Genomic DNA, 15,291 nt, shown 5'->3' with positions numbered 1-15,291 from the left:
ATTCTCTTCATATCAGAACGTACGTGCACAGGGGAGTCAGATGACCGCAGAACCGACGGCCGGCAGCGAAGCGGACGGCAAGGTCACGATCGTGTTCGACCGCGAGCAGCTGTCCGTGCCGCGGCGGCAGGGCGAGACACTGCTGGAGAGCGCGCGCCGGGCCGGCATGACGCCGCCGTTCTCGTGCGAGGCCGGCAACTGTGGCACCTGCATGGCCAAGCTCCTCGAGGGCACCGCCACCATGCGGGTCAACGATGCGCTCGACGACGACGAGGTGGCCGATGGCTACGTGTTGACCTGCCAGGCCGTCCCGGACTGCGATTCAGTGACAGTCTCCTACGACGAAGATTGAGCTTGGTGGCGGTCGCGAGCCCGGCGGTTTCTACAGCTGGGTTGCACAAATCAACTTGAGTTCAAGGGGTCTACGCAACACACCTTCTGATTTGAGGAGTGTTGCATGGCTCGGGGTTCGTTCCAGTCGAGAAAGCGGTTGTTTTGGGAGCGGGTCCGCGAAGGCCTGTTGCCCGGGGATGCCGGTGTGGCCGTCGGCGTGTCAGCGACCTGTGGACGGCGGTGGTTTCGTCAAGCTGGCGGGGTGAAACCGCACGTGAGTAAGCCTTCGGGCACCGGTGCGCGTCGACGGTTGAGTTTGCAGGAGCGCATCGAGATCCAAGCCGGCGTCCACGCCGACGAATCGCTGCGTTCCATCGGTCGACGGCTGGGCCGACCGGCCTCGACGATCAAACGCGAGATCGACGAGAACACCGAACTGCGCACCCGCAAGAATCCACACAAATCGGGGTATCGACGCAAGCATGCCTTCGGGGCTCAACAGAGTGGAGCCTCGGCGAAAGTGGTCTACCGCGCGTTGTCTGCCCACGACCGATCCGCTGATCGGGCCAGGCGACCCAAACAACGCCGCCTGGCGCGCAATGACAGGTTGCGTCAGCAGGTGCAGAGTCGATTGAGTTGCGGCACAGCCCGGCGCAGATCGCCCAGCGGCTGCGCATCGACTTTCCCGACGATCCGGAGATGTGGGTGTCACACGAAGCCATTTACCAGGCGATCTACGTGCAGGGACGGGGTTCGTTACGCCGAGAACTGCACCAGTGTCTGCGAACAAAACGGGCAATACGACGACCTCAACATCAGCCCGGAACTCGACGCAGCCGCATCCCGGACATGATCAACATCAGCCAACGCCCACCGGAGGTGGCCGACCGCGCAGTGCCCGGGCATTGGGAAGGCGATCTCATCATGGGCAGCACCGCCTCAGGCTCGGCGATCGGCACCCTGGTCGAACGCAGCACCCGGTTCGTGATGCTGCTGCACCTGCCCGACGACCACAGCGCCGAAAGTGTGCAAAACGCCATCGTCGCCAAGATCACCCAGCTGCCCGCGCACCTGCGCCGCTCGTTGACCTGGGATCAGGGCATTGAGATGTCCAACCACCGTGCCATCGCCAAAGCCACCGATCTCGACATCTACTTCTGCGATCCACATTCACCCTGGCAACGTGGCAGCAACGAGAACACCAACGGGCTACTGCGCCAATACTTCCCCAAAAGCACTGACCTGTCGGTCTACGGCGAGCACTACCTCGACTACGTCGCAGCCGAACTCAACGGCCGACCCCGCAAAACCCTTGAATGGAAAACCCCGGCCGAAGCACTCAACGAACTACTCTCAAAACCACCAGCTGTTGCGTAGACCGCTTGAAACCACCCAAGCAGTCACGCCCCTGGTGCAGAAACCGGCGTGTCAGAAACCGGCGAATGCCTGCCGTACTCGTCGAACACCGGGGCAGGCCGGTAGTCGGGCGCATAGCCGGCGACGTGCACCGGGCTGCCCACCAACCGGAAATCACCTGCGTTCACCAGCATCTCGGGCGTCGCCTCCAGCGCCTGCGGCAGGGTACGCACCGCGGCCGCCGGAATCCCGAGCGGCTTGAGCCGTGACTCCCAGCCCGCAGCGGTATCGGTCGCCAGCACGGCGGTCACCACATCCAGGACCTCGTCGCGCCGCGCGGCCCGTTCGGCCATGGTGCCGAAGCCCTCGATCCCGGCCTCCCCGGCAAACGACTTCCAGAACCCGTCATGGGTGATGAACAACGCCAGATAGCCATCCGCCGTCGGGAACAGCTGCGCGGGTACGTAATACGAGTGCGCACCGAAGGGATGGCGACGCGGTTCGGCACCGTCGTTGAGATATGCCGAAGCCCGGTAATTGAGCTGCGAGAGCATGACATCACGCAGCGACACATCCACCTGACCGCCGTCGCCCGAGACGATCATGGCCAGCAGGCCCAGCGCAGCGGTCAGACCGGTCGAGTTGTCCGCCGAGGAATAACCGGGCAGGGTGGGCGGGCCGTCCGGATCGCCGGTCATCGCGGCCACCCCGGTAGCGGCCTGGATCACGTAATCGAACGCCGGGTCATCTCCCCCGTTCAACCCGAAGCCCGTCATCGCGACACAGACGATCTTCTCGTTGAAGCGCCGCAGATTCTCATACGTGAGGCCGAGCCGGCGGATCACCGACGGCTTCATGTTCACCAGCAACGCATGCGAATCCGCCACCAGCTCGCCGAGTTTCGCCTTGCCCTGCTCGGAGGTCAGGTCGAGGCAGATGCTGCGCTTGCCCCGGTTGAGGCTGGCGAAATAGCTGTCACTGACCTGACGGGAGATCTCCCCGCCCGGCGGCTCGACCTTGATCACCTCGGCGCCGAGGTCCGCCAGCATCATGGTGGCGTACGGTCCGGCCAGCATGACGCCGACCTCGATGACGCGGATGCCCGCCAGCGGCGCGGTCATTGGGCCGTCACCGCACGGCCTTGGCGAGCTCGGCGATCACCTCACGCGTCCGGTACTTCGACGCGATCAGCTCGTCGCGGGTCTCCCCGATCGGCAACAGCCGCACCGACAGATCGGTCACCCCGGCATCGGCGAACTGCTTGAACCGCTTCAGGATCGACTCTTCGTCACCCGCCGCGCACAGGTCGCCGACGTTGCGGGCCTCGCCCCGGTCCAGCAACCGCTGGTAGTTCGGCGAGGTCTCGGCCTCGGCCAGGATGCGGTTGGCGCGGTCCTTGGCTGCCTCGATCTCGGAGTTGGCGCACAGCGTGACGGGGATGCCCGCCACGATGCGCGGCGCCGGCTTACCCGCTTCCGCGGCAGCCTTGTTGATCTTCGGGGCGATGTGCTCGCCGATCGCCTTCTCGTCAGCCATCCACAGCGAGGTTCCGTCAGCGTGCTCGCCCGCGATCTGCAGCATCACCGGGCCGAGCGCGGACACCAGCACGGGCATCGGGGTGTCCGCGGCGAGCACCGTCGGGTTGTGCACGGTGAACGAATCGTTCTCCACGTCAACAGGTCCCGGGCCGGCGATCGCCGCGTTCAGCACCTGCAGGTAGTCCCGCGTGTAGGCGGCGGGCTTTTCGTAAGGCAGGCCGAGCATGTCGCGCACGATCCAGTGGTGTGACGGCCCGACACCCAGCGCCAGCCGGCCCGCGGACATGGCGTGCACCGACAGCGCCTGCCGGGCCAGCGCGATCGGATGCTGCGCCTGCAGCGGCACCACGGCAGTGCCGAGCTCGATGCGCGAAGTGTTCGCCGCCATCAAGGCCACCATGGTCAGGCAGTCGAAATCGTTGGGTACCTGCGGCATCCACGCGCTGTCCAGCCCGGCCGATTCGGCCCACTGGATGTCGGAGACCAGCTTGGACACCTTGCGGGCCATGTCGCCGCGCTCGGCCCCGATCATCACGCCCAGCCTCATGACTCCGAAACCTTTTCTGTCAGCGCACGAACGTCGGTCACCAGCGTGTCGAGCGACGTCCCCGTGGGGAACACCGCCGCCGCACCGGCATCAAGAAGTTTCTGAACGTCGGACTGCGGGATGGTGCCGCCGACCACGACGGCGATGTCACCTGCATCGGCAGCGCGCAACGCCTCGACGGTGCGGGTGGTCAGTGCGACGTGCGCACCGGAGAGGATCGAAAGACCCACCAGCGCAACGTCTTCCTGCAGCGCGATCGACACGATGTCCTCGATGCGCTGACGGATGCCGGTGTAGATGACCTCGAACCCGGCATCACGCAGCGTACGAGCGACGATCTTGGCCCCGCGGTCGTGGCCGTCGAGTCCGGGTTTTGCGACCAATACGCGAGTTGCCATCAGAACACCACCGGTTGCTGGAACTCGCCCCACACCGACTTCAACGTCGACACCATCTCTCCCACTGTGCAATACGCATTGGCGCAGTCGATCAACCGGTGCATCAGGTTGTCTGCCCCCGGTCCACTGCCCTCGGCCCCCCTGGCCAACGCGGCCAGAGTCTCTTTGACCGCGACATCGTCACGCTCGGCCTTGACCTTCGACAGTCGCTTGAGTTGCAGATCGCGACCTTCGGCATCGAGCTCGTAGGTGTCGATGTCGGGCGCCGGCTCGTCGGTGACGAACTTGTTGACGCCGACCACAGGTCGTTCCCCTGATTCGACTTCCTGGTGGATCTTGAAGGCCTCATCCGCGATCAGACCCTGCAGGTAGCCGTCCTCGATGCATCTCACCATGCCGCCGTGCTTCTCGAGATCGTCCATGATCTCGATGATCTTGGCCTCGGTGGCGTCGGTGAGCGCTTCGACGAAGTACGAACCGCCCAGCGGGTCCGCGACTTTGGTGACACCGGTTTCGTAGGCCAGGATCTGCTGGGTCCGCAGCGCCAGCGTCGCGGATTCCTCACTGGGCAGCGCGAACGGTTCGTCCCAGGCCGCCGTGAACATGGACTGCACGCCGCCCAGCACCGCGGCCAACGACTCATAGGCCACCCGCACCAGGTTGTTCTGTGCCTGCGGCGCATACAAAGAAGCCCCGCCCGCCACACAGCCGAACCGGAACATCGAGGCCTTGTCGGTGGTCGCGCCGTAGCGCTCCCGCACGATCGTGGCCCAACGCCGGCGCCCGGCACGGTATTTCGCGATCTCCTCGAAGAAGTCGCCGTGGGTGTAGAAGAAGAAGGAGATCTGCGGGGCGAACTTGTCGATCGTCATCCGGCCGCGCTCGACCACGGTGTCGCAGTAGGTGACACCGTCCGCCAGCGTGAACGACATCTCCTGAACCGCATTGGCGCCGGCGTCGCGGAAGTGCGCGCCGGCCACCGAGATCGCATTGAACCGGGGTACCTCGGCAGCGCAGAACTCGATGGTGTCGGCGATCAATCGCAGCGACGGCTCAGGCGGCCAGATCCAGGTGCCGCGCGACGCGTATTCCTTGAGGATGTCGTTCTGGATGGTGCCGGTCAGCTTCTCGCGCGGGACGCCCTTCTTCTCCGCAGCGGCCACGTACAAGGCCAGCAGGATGGCCGCGGTGCCGTTGATGGTGAAGCTGGTGCTGATCTTGTCCAGCGGGATGCCGTCGAACAGGATCTCCGCGTCGGCCAAGGTGTCGACCGCAACGCCCACACGGCCCACTTCCTCGCCGTACTCTTCGTCGTCGGAGTCGTAGCCGCACTGGGTCGGCAGGTCCAGCGCGACCGACAGACCCGTCCCGCCCTGATCGAGCAGGTAGCGGTATCGGCGGTTGGATTCCTCGGCGGTGCCGAAGCCCGAGTACTGCCGGAAGGTCCAGGTCTTGCCGCGGTAGCCGGAGGCGAAGTTGCCACGGGTAAACGGATAGGTCCCGGGCGGCGGAGGCTCCACGGCGCGGTCGCTCGGCCCGTAGACGGGCGCAAGCGGGATACCCGACGGAGTCTCTACCGGAGGGACAGCTTTCTCGCTCATCAGTGGATAACGTACTTGCTAAAAATGAGAATGCCAATACCGCATGCGGGAAATATGGCGCCTGTACTGGCCGGGAGCGCTCCGACCTGCGCACCGACCACCTGCGACGACACGGGCGAACGGGTCTGGTCGACGCCGGTTCGACGGGCGGTGCCCCTGACGATTACGACACTTGCTAAAAATGAGAATGCCAATACCATTTGGGTACGGTTGACACACGGCGCATAGCGGATGCTGCGCTCGACGAGGAGGACCATGTCCAGCCAGCAGGAGTCATTCACCGATCGCACGCTGGTGGTATCCGGCGGCAGCCGCGGTATCGGACTGGCGATTGCGCTCGGTGCCGCTCGCCGCGGAGCGAACGTGGTGCTGCTCGCCAAGACCGCCGAACCCCACCCCAAGCTTCCCGGGACCGTGCACACCGCGGTCGCCGAGGTCGAGGCTGCCGGCGGCAAGGGCGTCGCCGTGGTGGGCGACGTGCGCAAGGAAGAGGACGTGGCCCGCGCCGTCGAGACCGCGGTAGACCACTTCGGCGGCGTCGACATCGTGGTCAACAACGCCAGCGCCATCTCCACCGACCCCACCGAGGCGCTGTCGGCCAAGAAGTTCGACCTGATGATGGACATCAACATCCGCGGCACGTTCCTGCTCACCAAGGCCGCGTTGCCGCACCTGCGGAAATCGACGAACGCACAGGTGCTGACGCTGGCCCCGCCGATGAACATGAACCCCTACTGGCTGGGCACACACCCGTCCTACACGCTGTCCAAATACGGCATGACGCTGCTGTCGCTGGGTTGGGCCGCCGAATACGCCGACGCCGGAATCGGATTCAGCTGCCTGTGGCCCGAGACCTACATCGCCACCGCGGCGGTGACCAACCTCGCCGACGGCGACAAGATGGCCTCGCAGTCCCGCAACCCCGAGATTATGGCGGACGCGGCCGTGGAGATCCTGTCGCGCCCGGCCGCCGAGGTGAACGGTCAGACCTTCATCGACTCGGAAGTGCTCACCGCTTCGGGTGTCACCGATCTCTCCCGCTACGGCGGTGGGGATAATCCGATCATCGACATCTTCATCGACGCACCGGGACAGGGCCTATGAGCATCTCGCTACTGCTGGAGATGGCGGTCTCGGGCGGAGCAGACCGTACCGCGGTGGTGTCCGACGATCTGCGCCTGACCACCGAGGAACTCAGCACCCTGGCAGACGGCGGCGCCGGTGTCATCGCGGCCTCCGGAGCGTCCCATGTGGCCTATGTCGGCACCGGCGGCGCACTGCTGCCGCTGCTGCTGTTCGCCTCGGCCCGCGCCGCTGTGCCGTTCACCCCGCTGAACTACCGCCTGAGCCGTGACGGCCTGCACGAACTGATCGAGCGGCTGCCCGAGCCGCTGGTGGTCACCGACACCGAGTACGCCGACGTGGTCGCCGGAACGGGCAAGCAGGTCATCACGTCCGAAGAGTTCTTGGCGGCGGCTCGTGTGGCCGAGCCCGCTGCCGAATTCGCCGACCCGGACGCGGTCGCGGTCGTGCTGTTCACCTCGGGCACCACCTCGCGCCCCAAGGCCGTGGAGCTCACCCACAACAACCTCACCAGCTACATCACCGGAACAGTCGAATTCGGCTCGGCGGCAGAGGAAGACGCAGCGCTGATCTGCGTCCCGCCGTATCACATCGCCGGGGTCAGCGCGGCCATGTCGAACCTCTACGCCGGCCGGAAGATGGTGTACCTGCGACACTTCGACGCCGACAAATGGGTCGAGCTGGTCCGCACCGAAGGCGTCACGTCGGCCACCGTCGTGCCGACCATGCTGGACCGTATCGTCACTGCCCTGGAGGCAGCCGGCCTCGAACTGCCCACCCTGCGCAACCTCGCCTACGGCGGCTCCAAGGTGGCGCTGCCCCTGGTTCGCAAGGCACTTCAGTTGCTGCCCAACGTCGGGTTCGTCAACGCCTACGGGTTGACCGAAACCAGTTCCACCATCGCGGTGCTTGGCCCCGACGACCACCGCGAGGCGCTGGCCGCGCAGGACGCCGCTGCGGCCCGCCGGCTCGGCTCGGTGGGCCAGGTGGTGCCGGGTATCGAGGTCCAGATCCGGGCCGAGGACGGCACCGTGCTGGGCCCCGGTGAGACCGGTGAACTGTTCGTCCGCGGTGAGCAGGTGTCCGGCCGCTACACCGACATCGGGTCGGTCCTCGACGCCGAAGGTTGGTTCCCCACCAAAGATGTCGCGATGCTCGACGAGGGCGGCTACCTGTTCATCGGCGGCCGTTCCGACGACACCATCATCCGCGGCGGGGAGAACATCGCCCCGGCCGAGATCGAGGACGTGCTCGTCGAACATCCCGAGGTCCGCGACGTCGCCGTCGTCGGCCCCGAGGACCCGCAGTGGGGACAGATCATCGTGGCCGTCGTGGTGCCCGCCGAGGGCACCTCCCCCGACCCGGACGCGTTGCGCGATCATGTGCGCAAGCAACTGCGCGGATCCCGCACTCCCGACCGGGTGGTGTTCCGCGATGAACTGCCCACCAACCCGACCGGCAAGGTCCTGCGCCGCCAACTCGTCGACGAACTCGCAGCAGCCAGCAAGGAGTCAGCATGATCAAGAACGGCACCCGCCTCCAGAGCCAGGTGTGCGACACCCAGGTCATCGTGGTGCGCAGCGCCGACAGCCTCGACGACCTCCGCGCCGGTGGTGTGGCCATGGTCCCGCTCGACCAGGAGAAGGATTCGACCGCAACGATCGACGCGGCGTTCTCGGACGGCAACCTGATGGGCAAGCGCTACGTCGACGAGGGTGGCGCCGAAGTGCTCGTCACCAAGGCCGGGGCGGGCACACTGTCCGTCGGGACCACCGCACTCAGCCTCAAGGAAGCCAAGCCGCTTCCCGCCAGCGACTAGCTCACGGGTGACGGCTGGTCACTCCCCCGTCCACCACGAGCTGCGTACCGGTGATGAACGACGCCTTCGGTGACATCAGGAACGCCACGGCGGCCGCAACCTCACCGGGCTGACCGAGCCGGCCCATCGGCGCGGCCTGTTCGAAGCTCGCGCGGATCTCCTCGACGTCCAACGCGATCTGCAGCATCGGGGTGTGGATGAAGCCCGGGCACACCGCGTTGACCCGAATTCCCAACGGGCCCAGTTGGGCAGCCATCGACCGGGTCATCCCGAGCAGGCCGGCCTTCGACGCGCAGTAGGCCGGAATGAACGGGTTGGCCGCCAGGCCCTCGATGCTCGAGATTCCGACCACCGCCGGCGATCCACCATCGGCCGCGGCCTTCTCCAGGTGCGGCAGCAGCAGCTGCATCAACAGCGCCTGCGCCCGCAGGTTCACATCGAGGACCGCGTCCCAGGACTCCTCGGTGTAGGCGCCCACCGGTTCGGGCAGCACGCGGCCCGCGGCATGCACCAAGCCGTCGATGCCGTCGAGTGCCTGCGCTGCCTCCTCCACCGCCGTCGCCAGCGCGCCCGTGTCGCACACGTCGATCACCGTTGCGGGCATACCGAGTGCACCGGCCACATCGCGAACCTCGGGAGCCATGTCCCACAACGCAACCCGCCGACCATCTGCGATCAGCGCCTCCGCGCTGGCCCGGCCGATCCCCGACGCTGCACCTGTCACCACCACACCTGTCATGCCGGACACCGTAGTGGCTCGGCGGGTGTCCGGATCGGAGATTCCCGTCAGGTGGTCGGTTTGACGGAATTCACCGACCGACGAAGTCGGCCTGCGCAGCCGTCACCCAACGACGGCCGGCATCGAATCCCAGCCGCGGACAGTCGAAGTCGGCGACAGCACGGCGTTGTCGAGGTCGACGTCCCACTCCGGGAAGCGCTTGAGCATCTCCTCCAGCGCGATCCGGCCCTCCAGTCGCGCGAGCGCCGAACCCAGGCAGTAGTGGGTGCCGACACTGAATGCGAGATGCTGGCGCTGCTCCCGGTGAATGTCGAAAACCCCACCGTCGGGCGGGAACTGCCGGCTGTCGCGGACGGCCGCGCCGATCAGCATCATCATCACACTGCCCTCGGGGACCGTCTGGCCGTAGTACTCGACGTCGCGCGTGACATACCGGGCCACGTGCGGGGCCGGCGGCTCGAACCGCAGCAACTCCTCGATGGCCTGCGGGATGAGCGCGGGGTTCTCGACGAGCTGACGCCGCTGATCGGGATGCTCGGCGAGCACCTTTGCCGCCCAACCGATCAGGCGCGTGGTGGTTTCGTTACCCGCACCTGCCACCACGTTGATGTAGATGAGGAGTTCCTCGCGGGTGAGCTTGCGGGTGACGCCGTGCTCGTCGGTGAACTCGACGTTGAGCAGGTCGGTCATGATGTCGTCGGACGGGTTGTCCTTGCGCCAGTCGATGTAGGTCTCGAAGATCGAGCCGTCGACCAGGCCCTGCTCGGCCGCCTTCATCGGCTTGCCTGCCTCGGTGCGCAACTGGTCGTTGCCGTGGTCGCGGATCATCTCCTGGTCGTCCTCGGGGATGCCCAGCAGCGCACTGATCACCCGCATCGGCATGATCGCGCCGAAATCCTTGATGAAGTCGAGCTTTCCGGCACCCACGAGCGGATCCAGCGACTGCGCACAGAATTCCCGGATCTTGGGCTCCAGTGCATTGATCTTGCGCGGGGTGAACATCCGGGCCAGCAGCTTGCGGTGCACGGTGTGGATCGGCGGATCCTCGAAAATCAGGGCGCCCGAGGGGATGTCGATGTTGGCCTTGATCAGTTCGATGATCGCGCCGCGCGCCGAGCTGAAGGTCTCGTGGTCGACGAGGCCCTTGTTGACATCGGCGAAACGGCTCAACGCGTAGAAGTCGTGTTGCTCGTTGTAGTACAGCGGCGATTCCTCACGGAGCCGAGCGAACGTCGGATACGGGTTGGCGTTGATCTCGACGTCATAGGGGTCGAAGTACACGTCACTGGTGGTGCTCACACTCACGGCGGTCCGCCTCTCTGAGGGCTGCGGAGAGTTACTTACACGCGTAAGTTACACGCCGGGAAGGCGGCCGGACAAGGCCATCGCGGGTTACGACTTACCGTTCACACGTAATGCTCAGGTGCTGTCACGCACGATGAGCCGGGCGGGGTCCCCACCGTCGACATCGCCGACGGTGGGATATCCCAGTTCGGCCATCATGGCCGGCACGGCCGCGTCGACGATGGTCTTGGCGTCGAATACGACGGAGGTCAGGGGCGGGGAACTCACCGCCCCGAGCGGTATCGCGTCGACCCCCATGACCGCGAGACCGTCAGGGCAGCGCAATCCGGCCCGCCGTATCCCGTGCAACACCGCGAACGCGGTCTCGTCGCTCTGCGCGCATACGGCTGTCACCCCGGCCGACACCCATTTCGACACGACGGCGGCCGCGTCGGATCCGTCGGTGGCCACACTGTCGACCTCGATCTCGGGCAGGCCGTGCTCACCGGCGGCCACCCGAAGGCCCGACAACCAGTAGTCACCGAGAGGCCGCAGCACCTCGGTGCCGGAATAGGCGAAGGCCAGGCGGGTGTGGCCGCGCGACATGAGATGTTCCACCCGCATCGCGCCGACCGTCAGATGCAGCGACCCGAGCGCCCGCAGTTTCTCGCTGCCCAGGTAGATCTGCGGGATCTTGGCCGCCTCGACAGCTGCGGCGGCCGCACCCGTGAGAGGGAACACGCCAGAGACTGCCACCGGGTTGAGGTTCGCCACCGCGTCGACGATGTTCTGTCCGTCGTCGGTCTCGAGCTGCATCGACAGCACGATGCCGTGCCGGCCGAGCGCCGTGGTGAGGCGACTGCCGACCTCCAGAGGCAGTTCACCGAGATCGGTCCGCGGCACGATGTAGAGCACCACGCCGCTGCCACCGACCGCGAGGTTGCGGGCCGCCAGGTTCGGCCGGTACCCGAGGTCGGCCGCGGCCTTACGCACCGCGGCTTGGGTCTGCTCGGAGATACGTTGACCCTGAACGTTGTTGAGCACATAGCTGACGGTTGCCGTGGAAACGTTGGCCAGCCTGGCAACGTCGGCTTTGGTCGGGCGGAGCCCGACACTCGACCTGAGCGGGCGTCCTTCATTCGACCTGAGCGGGCGTCCTTCATTCGACCTCGACGGGCGTCCTTCGTCCGATCCTGTAGGGCGTCCCTTTGCAGCGCTCACGGTGTCATCGTGACACGTTGCCCGCCGGTTGGGTCGTCCATGCCCGACAGTTGCCGCCCCGCGGTTTCGCGCAAGGTCAGGACAGTGAGCAACGAGACTATGCCGGCGGCAGCGAGATACAACGCGGGCGCCAGGTTGTTGCCGGTGGCCGCGGTGAGCCAGGTGACCACATACGGGGTGGTCCCGCCGAACAATGCCACCGCGATGTTGTAGCCGATCGAGAAGCCGCTGTAGCGCACCCGGGTGGCGAACAGTTCGACGCCGGCGGTCACCGCCGTCGCCACATACACCGATTCGATGGCGGCCAGCACGCAGTGTCCCGCGATCGCCGCCGCCACCGATCCCGAATTCATCAGCAGGAACAGCGGATACGCGCATACCGCGAACCCCACCGAGCCGGCGATCAACAGGGGCCTGCGCCCGATCCGGTCCGAAAGCGCCGCCAACGGCAGGATCAGGATCAGCGCCACCAGGCTGGCCAAGGTGATCGAGATGAAGGCCTGGGTCTTGGTGAAATGCAGGGCCTTGATGAAGTACGTCGGCAGGAACGTGAAGACGACGTAGTAGCCGACGTTGAACACGATGAACAGCCCGATGACCTGCAGGATCGCCCGCCGGGCCGTGCCCACGGCCTCGCGCAGCGGCGAGGTGGCCACCCGGTCGGCCTCGTCGAGTTTGGCGAATTCCGGTGTGTCGTCGAGGCGCAGCCTGATGTAGAGGCCGACCAGGCCGAGCGGCGCGGCCACCAGGAACGGGATACGCCAGCCGTAGCTTTCCATCGCATCCGCCGGCAGGTAGGCCTGCAACACCGTGACGGTGATCGAGCCCAGTAGGAAGCCCAGCACCCCTGACCACGCGATGAACGTGACCGTGAACCCGCGCCATCGGGTCTTCGCGTATTCCGCGAGATAGACCGCGCCGCCACCGTATTCACCACCCGCGGAGAATCCCTGCAGGCACCGCAGCAGGAGAAGCAGCAACGGAGCGGCCACGCCGATGGTGGCGTAGGTGGGCAGCAGGCCGATGCCGAGAGTGGCGGCCGACATCAACAGGATCACCACGGCGAGCACGCGCTGGCGACCCAGCCTGTCCCCCAGCGGACCGAAGACAAAGCCGCCCAGCGGACGCATGAAGAACGCGGCCGCGAAGATGGCGAAAGTGTTGAGCAGTGCGGCAGTTTCGTTGCCGGACGGGAAGAAGTTGGCGGCGATGTAGGTCGCCAGAAACCCGTAGATGGCGAAGTCGAACCATTCCACCGCGTTGCCGATGGACGCGCCGGTGATCGCCTTGCGCACGGTTGGGTCGATGCGGGTGTTTCTCTTCGGTGCCGTCAACAGAAAACTCGCCTCTCGGATTGCGAGAGGCGAGTTTATCTGTTTGGTTATGCGCTTAAGCCTCTTTTTGGAGGCTTGTGCGTCAGACCGCGGCGAGTGCGTCGGCGGTGAGCAGCGCCTGGGCCACCCCGGAGACGATCGACGCCAACCGGATGGCTTCGAAGATCGTCGTGCGGGACACCTCGGCGTCGCGCAACACGGTCTCGTGCGCCGACAGGCAGTGCGAGCAGCCGTTGATCGCCGACACCGCCAGCGACCACAGCTCGAAATCTTCCTTGGGCACACCGGGGTTGGCGATGATGTTCATCCGCAGGCCCGCGCGCAGGTCGTCGTAGCGTCCGTCGAGCTGACCCTTGGTGCGGTAGAAGACGTTGTTCATCCCCATGATCGCCGCAGCGCCGAGGGCGCCGTTGTAGGCCTCCGCGCTCAGCACGTCGAGGGCGTCCTCGGAGATCTCCTTCAGCAGGCGCTCCGACTTGGTCGCCGCAGCGGTGGCCACCAGGGCGCCCCACAGCTGCTGCTCGTTGAGCTCGGTCGACTTGACGATGCTGCCGAAGTTGAGCTTGAGGTCCTTCGCGTACTCCGGCAGGGCTTCCTTGATGTTGTCGATGCTCACGGTCAGACCGCCTCGGCCAACAGCTCGCCGGCGTCCAGCGTCGGGTCACCCTTCTTCCAGTTGCAGGCGCACAGCTCATCGGACTGCAGTGCGTCGAGCACACGCAGCACCTCATCGACATTGCGCCCAACCGAGCCAGCGGTCACCGAGACGAACTGGATCTCGTTGTTGGGATCGACGATGAAGGTCGCGCGGTCCGCGACCCCGTCGGCGTTGAGCACGCCCGCGGCCTGCGAGAGCTCACGCTTGAGGTCGGATGCCATGGGGAACGGCAGCTTCTTCAGGTCCTCGTGCTGGGCACGCCACTGGAAGTGCACGAACTCGTTGTCCACCGAAACACCGATGACCTTGGCGTCGCGATCCTCGAAGTCCTCGTTGAGCTTGCCGAACGCGGCGATCTCGGTCGGGCACACAAAGGTGAAGTCCTTGGGCCAGAAGAAGATGATCCGCCACTTGCCCTCGTCGTCCTTGTTGGTGACGCGGGTGAAATAGTCATCGGGCTGCTTGGCATCGACCTTCGACAGATCTCCGCCGACCACGGCCGTCAGGTCGTATTCCGGGAACTGAGAACCAATCGTCAAAAGTGCCATCGCAACCTATCCAATCTCGCATGTTTTTTCTGGAATGATTCCAGATTTACACATCGATTCTGGCCGCCGGCTGATAGTTATAGCAACTCGATCAGACGTGAGAATCCACACAGACGACATCAGTGTGAGTTGGGCGTCACGACGTCTGCCGAGACGACCAGATCGGCTCGCACCGCAGTGCCGGCCACCAGCCGCGCATTGGGTTCGTCGACCTCGGCAACCCACCGCCGCGCCGCGGTCGCCGACTTGCCGAAAGTGGTGTGGCGGGCCACCAGCCGCGCGATGCGCACATCGTCTTGAATTGCGCAGTACCAGATTTCATCGATCGCGGCCGCCACCGCCGGCCATGCGGAGACGTCGAGCAGAAGATAATTGCCCTCGGTGAGCAACACGGCCGTGTCCGGGAAGACCGGGATCGCGCCGGCGACCGGCTGCTCGATGTCGCGCTCGAAGCCCGGGGCGTAGACCACCTCGGCGCGCATGCGGATCCGGCGCAGCAGCGCGGCGTAGCCGGCAACGTCGAAAGTGTCAGGTGCGCCCTTGCGATCCAGCCGGCCCAGCCGGCGCAGTTCCACATCGGCGAGGTGAAATCCGTCCATCGGCACGTGGGCCACCGCCTCGGTGCCGAGACGGACGCGGGCTGCTGCGACGAGCGCCTCGGCCAGGGTGGACTTGCCCGCCCCCGGCGGACCCGTGATCCCGATGACGGAGGTACCCGGTTCCGCGGCGCGCGCCAGCACCCGAGCCAGCAGGTCGTCGAACGTGCACATAACGGGGCCATTGTCGCCCAGGTCATCTGCGGGCAATCCCGAACGTCCGCGCGAGCAGGTAG

General features: G+C 65.8%; 15 protein-coding genes and 1 pseudogene. 5 read left to right on the top strand and 11 right to left on the bottom strand.

All coding sequences use genetic code 11. From position 1 onward, the window contains the following. Positions 1-40 precede the first annotated feature (40 nt). Both G6N57_RS15425 and G6N57_RS15420 read left to right on the top strand, forming a co-directional pair. Positions 41-352, top strand: a complete 312-nt coding sequence (locus tag G6N57_RS15425) for a 2Fe-2S iron-sulfur cluster-binding protein (protein ID WP_075921131.1) — start codon at positions 41-43, stop codon at positions 350-352. Between the two features lie 105 nt (positions 353-457). Next, positions 458-1,710 (top strand): annotated as a pseudogene (locus tag G6N57_RS15420) (IS30 family transposase). A 23-nt stretch (positions 1,711-1,733) separates the two neighbouring features. Here G6N57_RS15420 and G6N57_RS15415 read toward each other — a convergent pair. The 4 genes from G6N57_RS15415 to G6N57_RS15400 are packed head-to-tail and all read right to left on the bottom strand — an operon-like array spanning position 1,734 to position 5,773. Beyond that, the gene (locus G6N57_RS15415; RefSeq protein ID WP_077741578.1) at positions 1,734-2,810 is read right to left on the bottom strand and encodes a CaiB/BaiF CoA transferase family protein; all 1,077 of its coding nucleotides are present in this window, start codon (positions 2,808-2,810) and stop codon (positions 1,734-1,736) included. A gap of 7 nt (positions 2,811-2,817) precedes the next feature. Beyond that, positions 2,818-3,774, bottom strand: coding sequence for an LLM class F420-dependent oxidoreductase (locus G6N57_RS15410; protein ID WP_077741579.1), 957 nt, complete (start codon positions 3,772-3,774; stop codon positions 2,818-2,820). After that, positions 3,771-4,172 carry a cobalamin B12-binding domain-containing protein gene (locus G6N57_RS15405; protein ID WP_044522188.1) on the bottom strand — a complete coding sequence of 134 codons (402 nt, stop codon included), beginning with the start codon at positions 4,170-4,172 and terminating at the stop codon, positions 3,771-3,773. Before G6N57_RS15405 ends, G6N57_RS15410 begins: the two co-directional genes overlap by 4 nt. Then, the gene (locus G6N57_RS15400; RefSeq protein WP_077741580.1) at positions 4,172-5,773 is read right to left on the bottom strand and encodes a methylmalonyl-CoA mutase family protein; all 1,602 of its coding nucleotides are present in this window, start codon (positions 5,771-5,773) and stop codon (positions 4,172-4,174) included. The genes G6N57_RS15405 and G6N57_RS15400 overlap by 1 nt, the downstream gene beginning before the upstream one ends. Positions 5,774-6,028: 255 nt before the next feature. On the opposite strand from G6N57_RS15400, the gene G6N57_RS15395 reads away from it, so the two are divergent. Genes G6N57_RS15395 through G6N57_RS15385 form a run of 3 tightly spaced genes read left to right on the top strand, consistent with a single transcriptional unit; the run spans position 6,029 to position 8,675 of the window. Beyond that, the gene (locus G6N57_RS15395) at positions 6,029-6,877 is read left to right on the top strand and encodes an SDR family oxidoreductase (RefSeq protein WP_077741582.1); all 849 of its coding nucleotides are present in this window, start codon (positions 6,029-6,031) and stop codon (positions 6,875-6,877) included. After that, on the top strand, positions 6,874-8,376 hold the full coding sequence (locus G6N57_RS15390) for a class I adenylate-forming enzyme family protein (protein WP_077741583.1): 1,503 nt from the start codon (positions 6,874-6,876) through the stop codon (positions 8,374-8,376). Before G6N57_RS15395 ends, G6N57_RS15390 begins: the two co-directional genes overlap by 4 nt. Further along, positions 8,373-8,675 (top strand): hypothetical protein, encoded by a 303-nt coding sequence (locus G6N57_RS15385; protein WP_077741584.1) that lies wholly within the window; start codon positions 8,373-8,375, stop codon positions 8,673-8,675. The genes G6N57_RS15390 and G6N57_RS15385 overlap by 4 nt, the downstream gene beginning before the upstream one ends. A 1-nt stretch (position 8,676) precedes the next feature. On the opposite strand, the gene G6N57_RS15380 is transcribed toward G6N57_RS15385, so the two are convergent. From G6N57_RS15380 to G6N57_RS15350, 7 genes are all read right to left on the bottom strand, one after another. After that, positions 8,677-9,414, bottom strand: coding sequence for an SDR family NAD(P)-dependent oxidoreductase (locus tag G6N57_RS15380; protein ID WP_077741585.1), 738 nt, complete (start codon positions 9,412-9,414; stop codon positions 8,677-8,679). A 102-nt stretch (positions 9,415-9,516) separates the two neighbouring features. Next, the gene (locus G6N57_RS15375) at positions 9,517-10,719 is read right to left on the bottom strand and encodes a cytochrome P450 (protein WP_077741586.1); all 1,203 of its coding nucleotides are present in this window, start codon (positions 10,717-10,719) and stop codon (positions 9,517-9,519) included. 114 nt (positions 10,720-10,833) lie between these two features. Next, a complete protein-coding gene (locus tag G6N57_RS15370; RefSeq protein WP_272936941.1) occupies positions 10,834-11,775 on the bottom strand; it encodes a LacI family DNA-binding transcriptional regulator in 942 nt (313 codons plus the stop codon). A 140-nt stretch (positions 11,776-11,915) separates the two neighbouring features. After that, positions 11,916-13,253: an MFS transporter gene (locus G6N57_RS15365; protein ID WP_407665972.1), complete on the bottom strand. Its 1,338-nt coding sequence runs from the start codon at positions 13,251-13,253 to the stop codon at positions 11,916-11,918. 82 nt (positions 13,254-13,335) lie between these two features. Next, complete coding sequence (gene ahpD, locus G6N57_RS15360; RefSeq protein ID WP_077741588.1) at positions 13,336-13,869, bottom strand: alkyl hydroperoxide reductase AhpD; 534 nt, start codon at positions 13,867-13,869, stop codon at positions 13,336-13,338. A 2-nt stretch (positions 13,870-13,871) separates the two neighbouring features. After that, positions 13,872-14,459, bottom strand: a complete 588-nt coding sequence (locus G6N57_RS15355) for a peroxiredoxin (RefSeq protein WP_077741589.1) — start codon at positions 14,457-14,459, stop codon at positions 13,872-13,874. A gap of 119 nt (positions 14,460-14,578) precedes the next feature. Next, the gene (locus tag G6N57_RS15350) at positions 14,579-15,229 is read right to left on the bottom strand and encodes a nucleoside/nucleotide kinase family protein (protein WP_077741590.1); all 651 of its coding nucleotides are present in this window, start codon (positions 15,227-15,229) and stop codon (positions 14,579-14,581) included. Positions 15,230-15,291 lie beyond the last annotated feature (62 nt).

Source organism: Mycolicibacterium boenickei, from assembly GCF_010731295.1.
Classification (GTDB): domain Bacteria; phylum Actinomycetota; class Actinomycetes; order Mycobacteriales; family Mycobacteriaceae; genus Mycobacterium; species Mycobacterium boenickei.
Note: the sequence above shows the minus strand (reverse complement) of the source record. Positions and strands in the feature narration are given on the sequence as shown.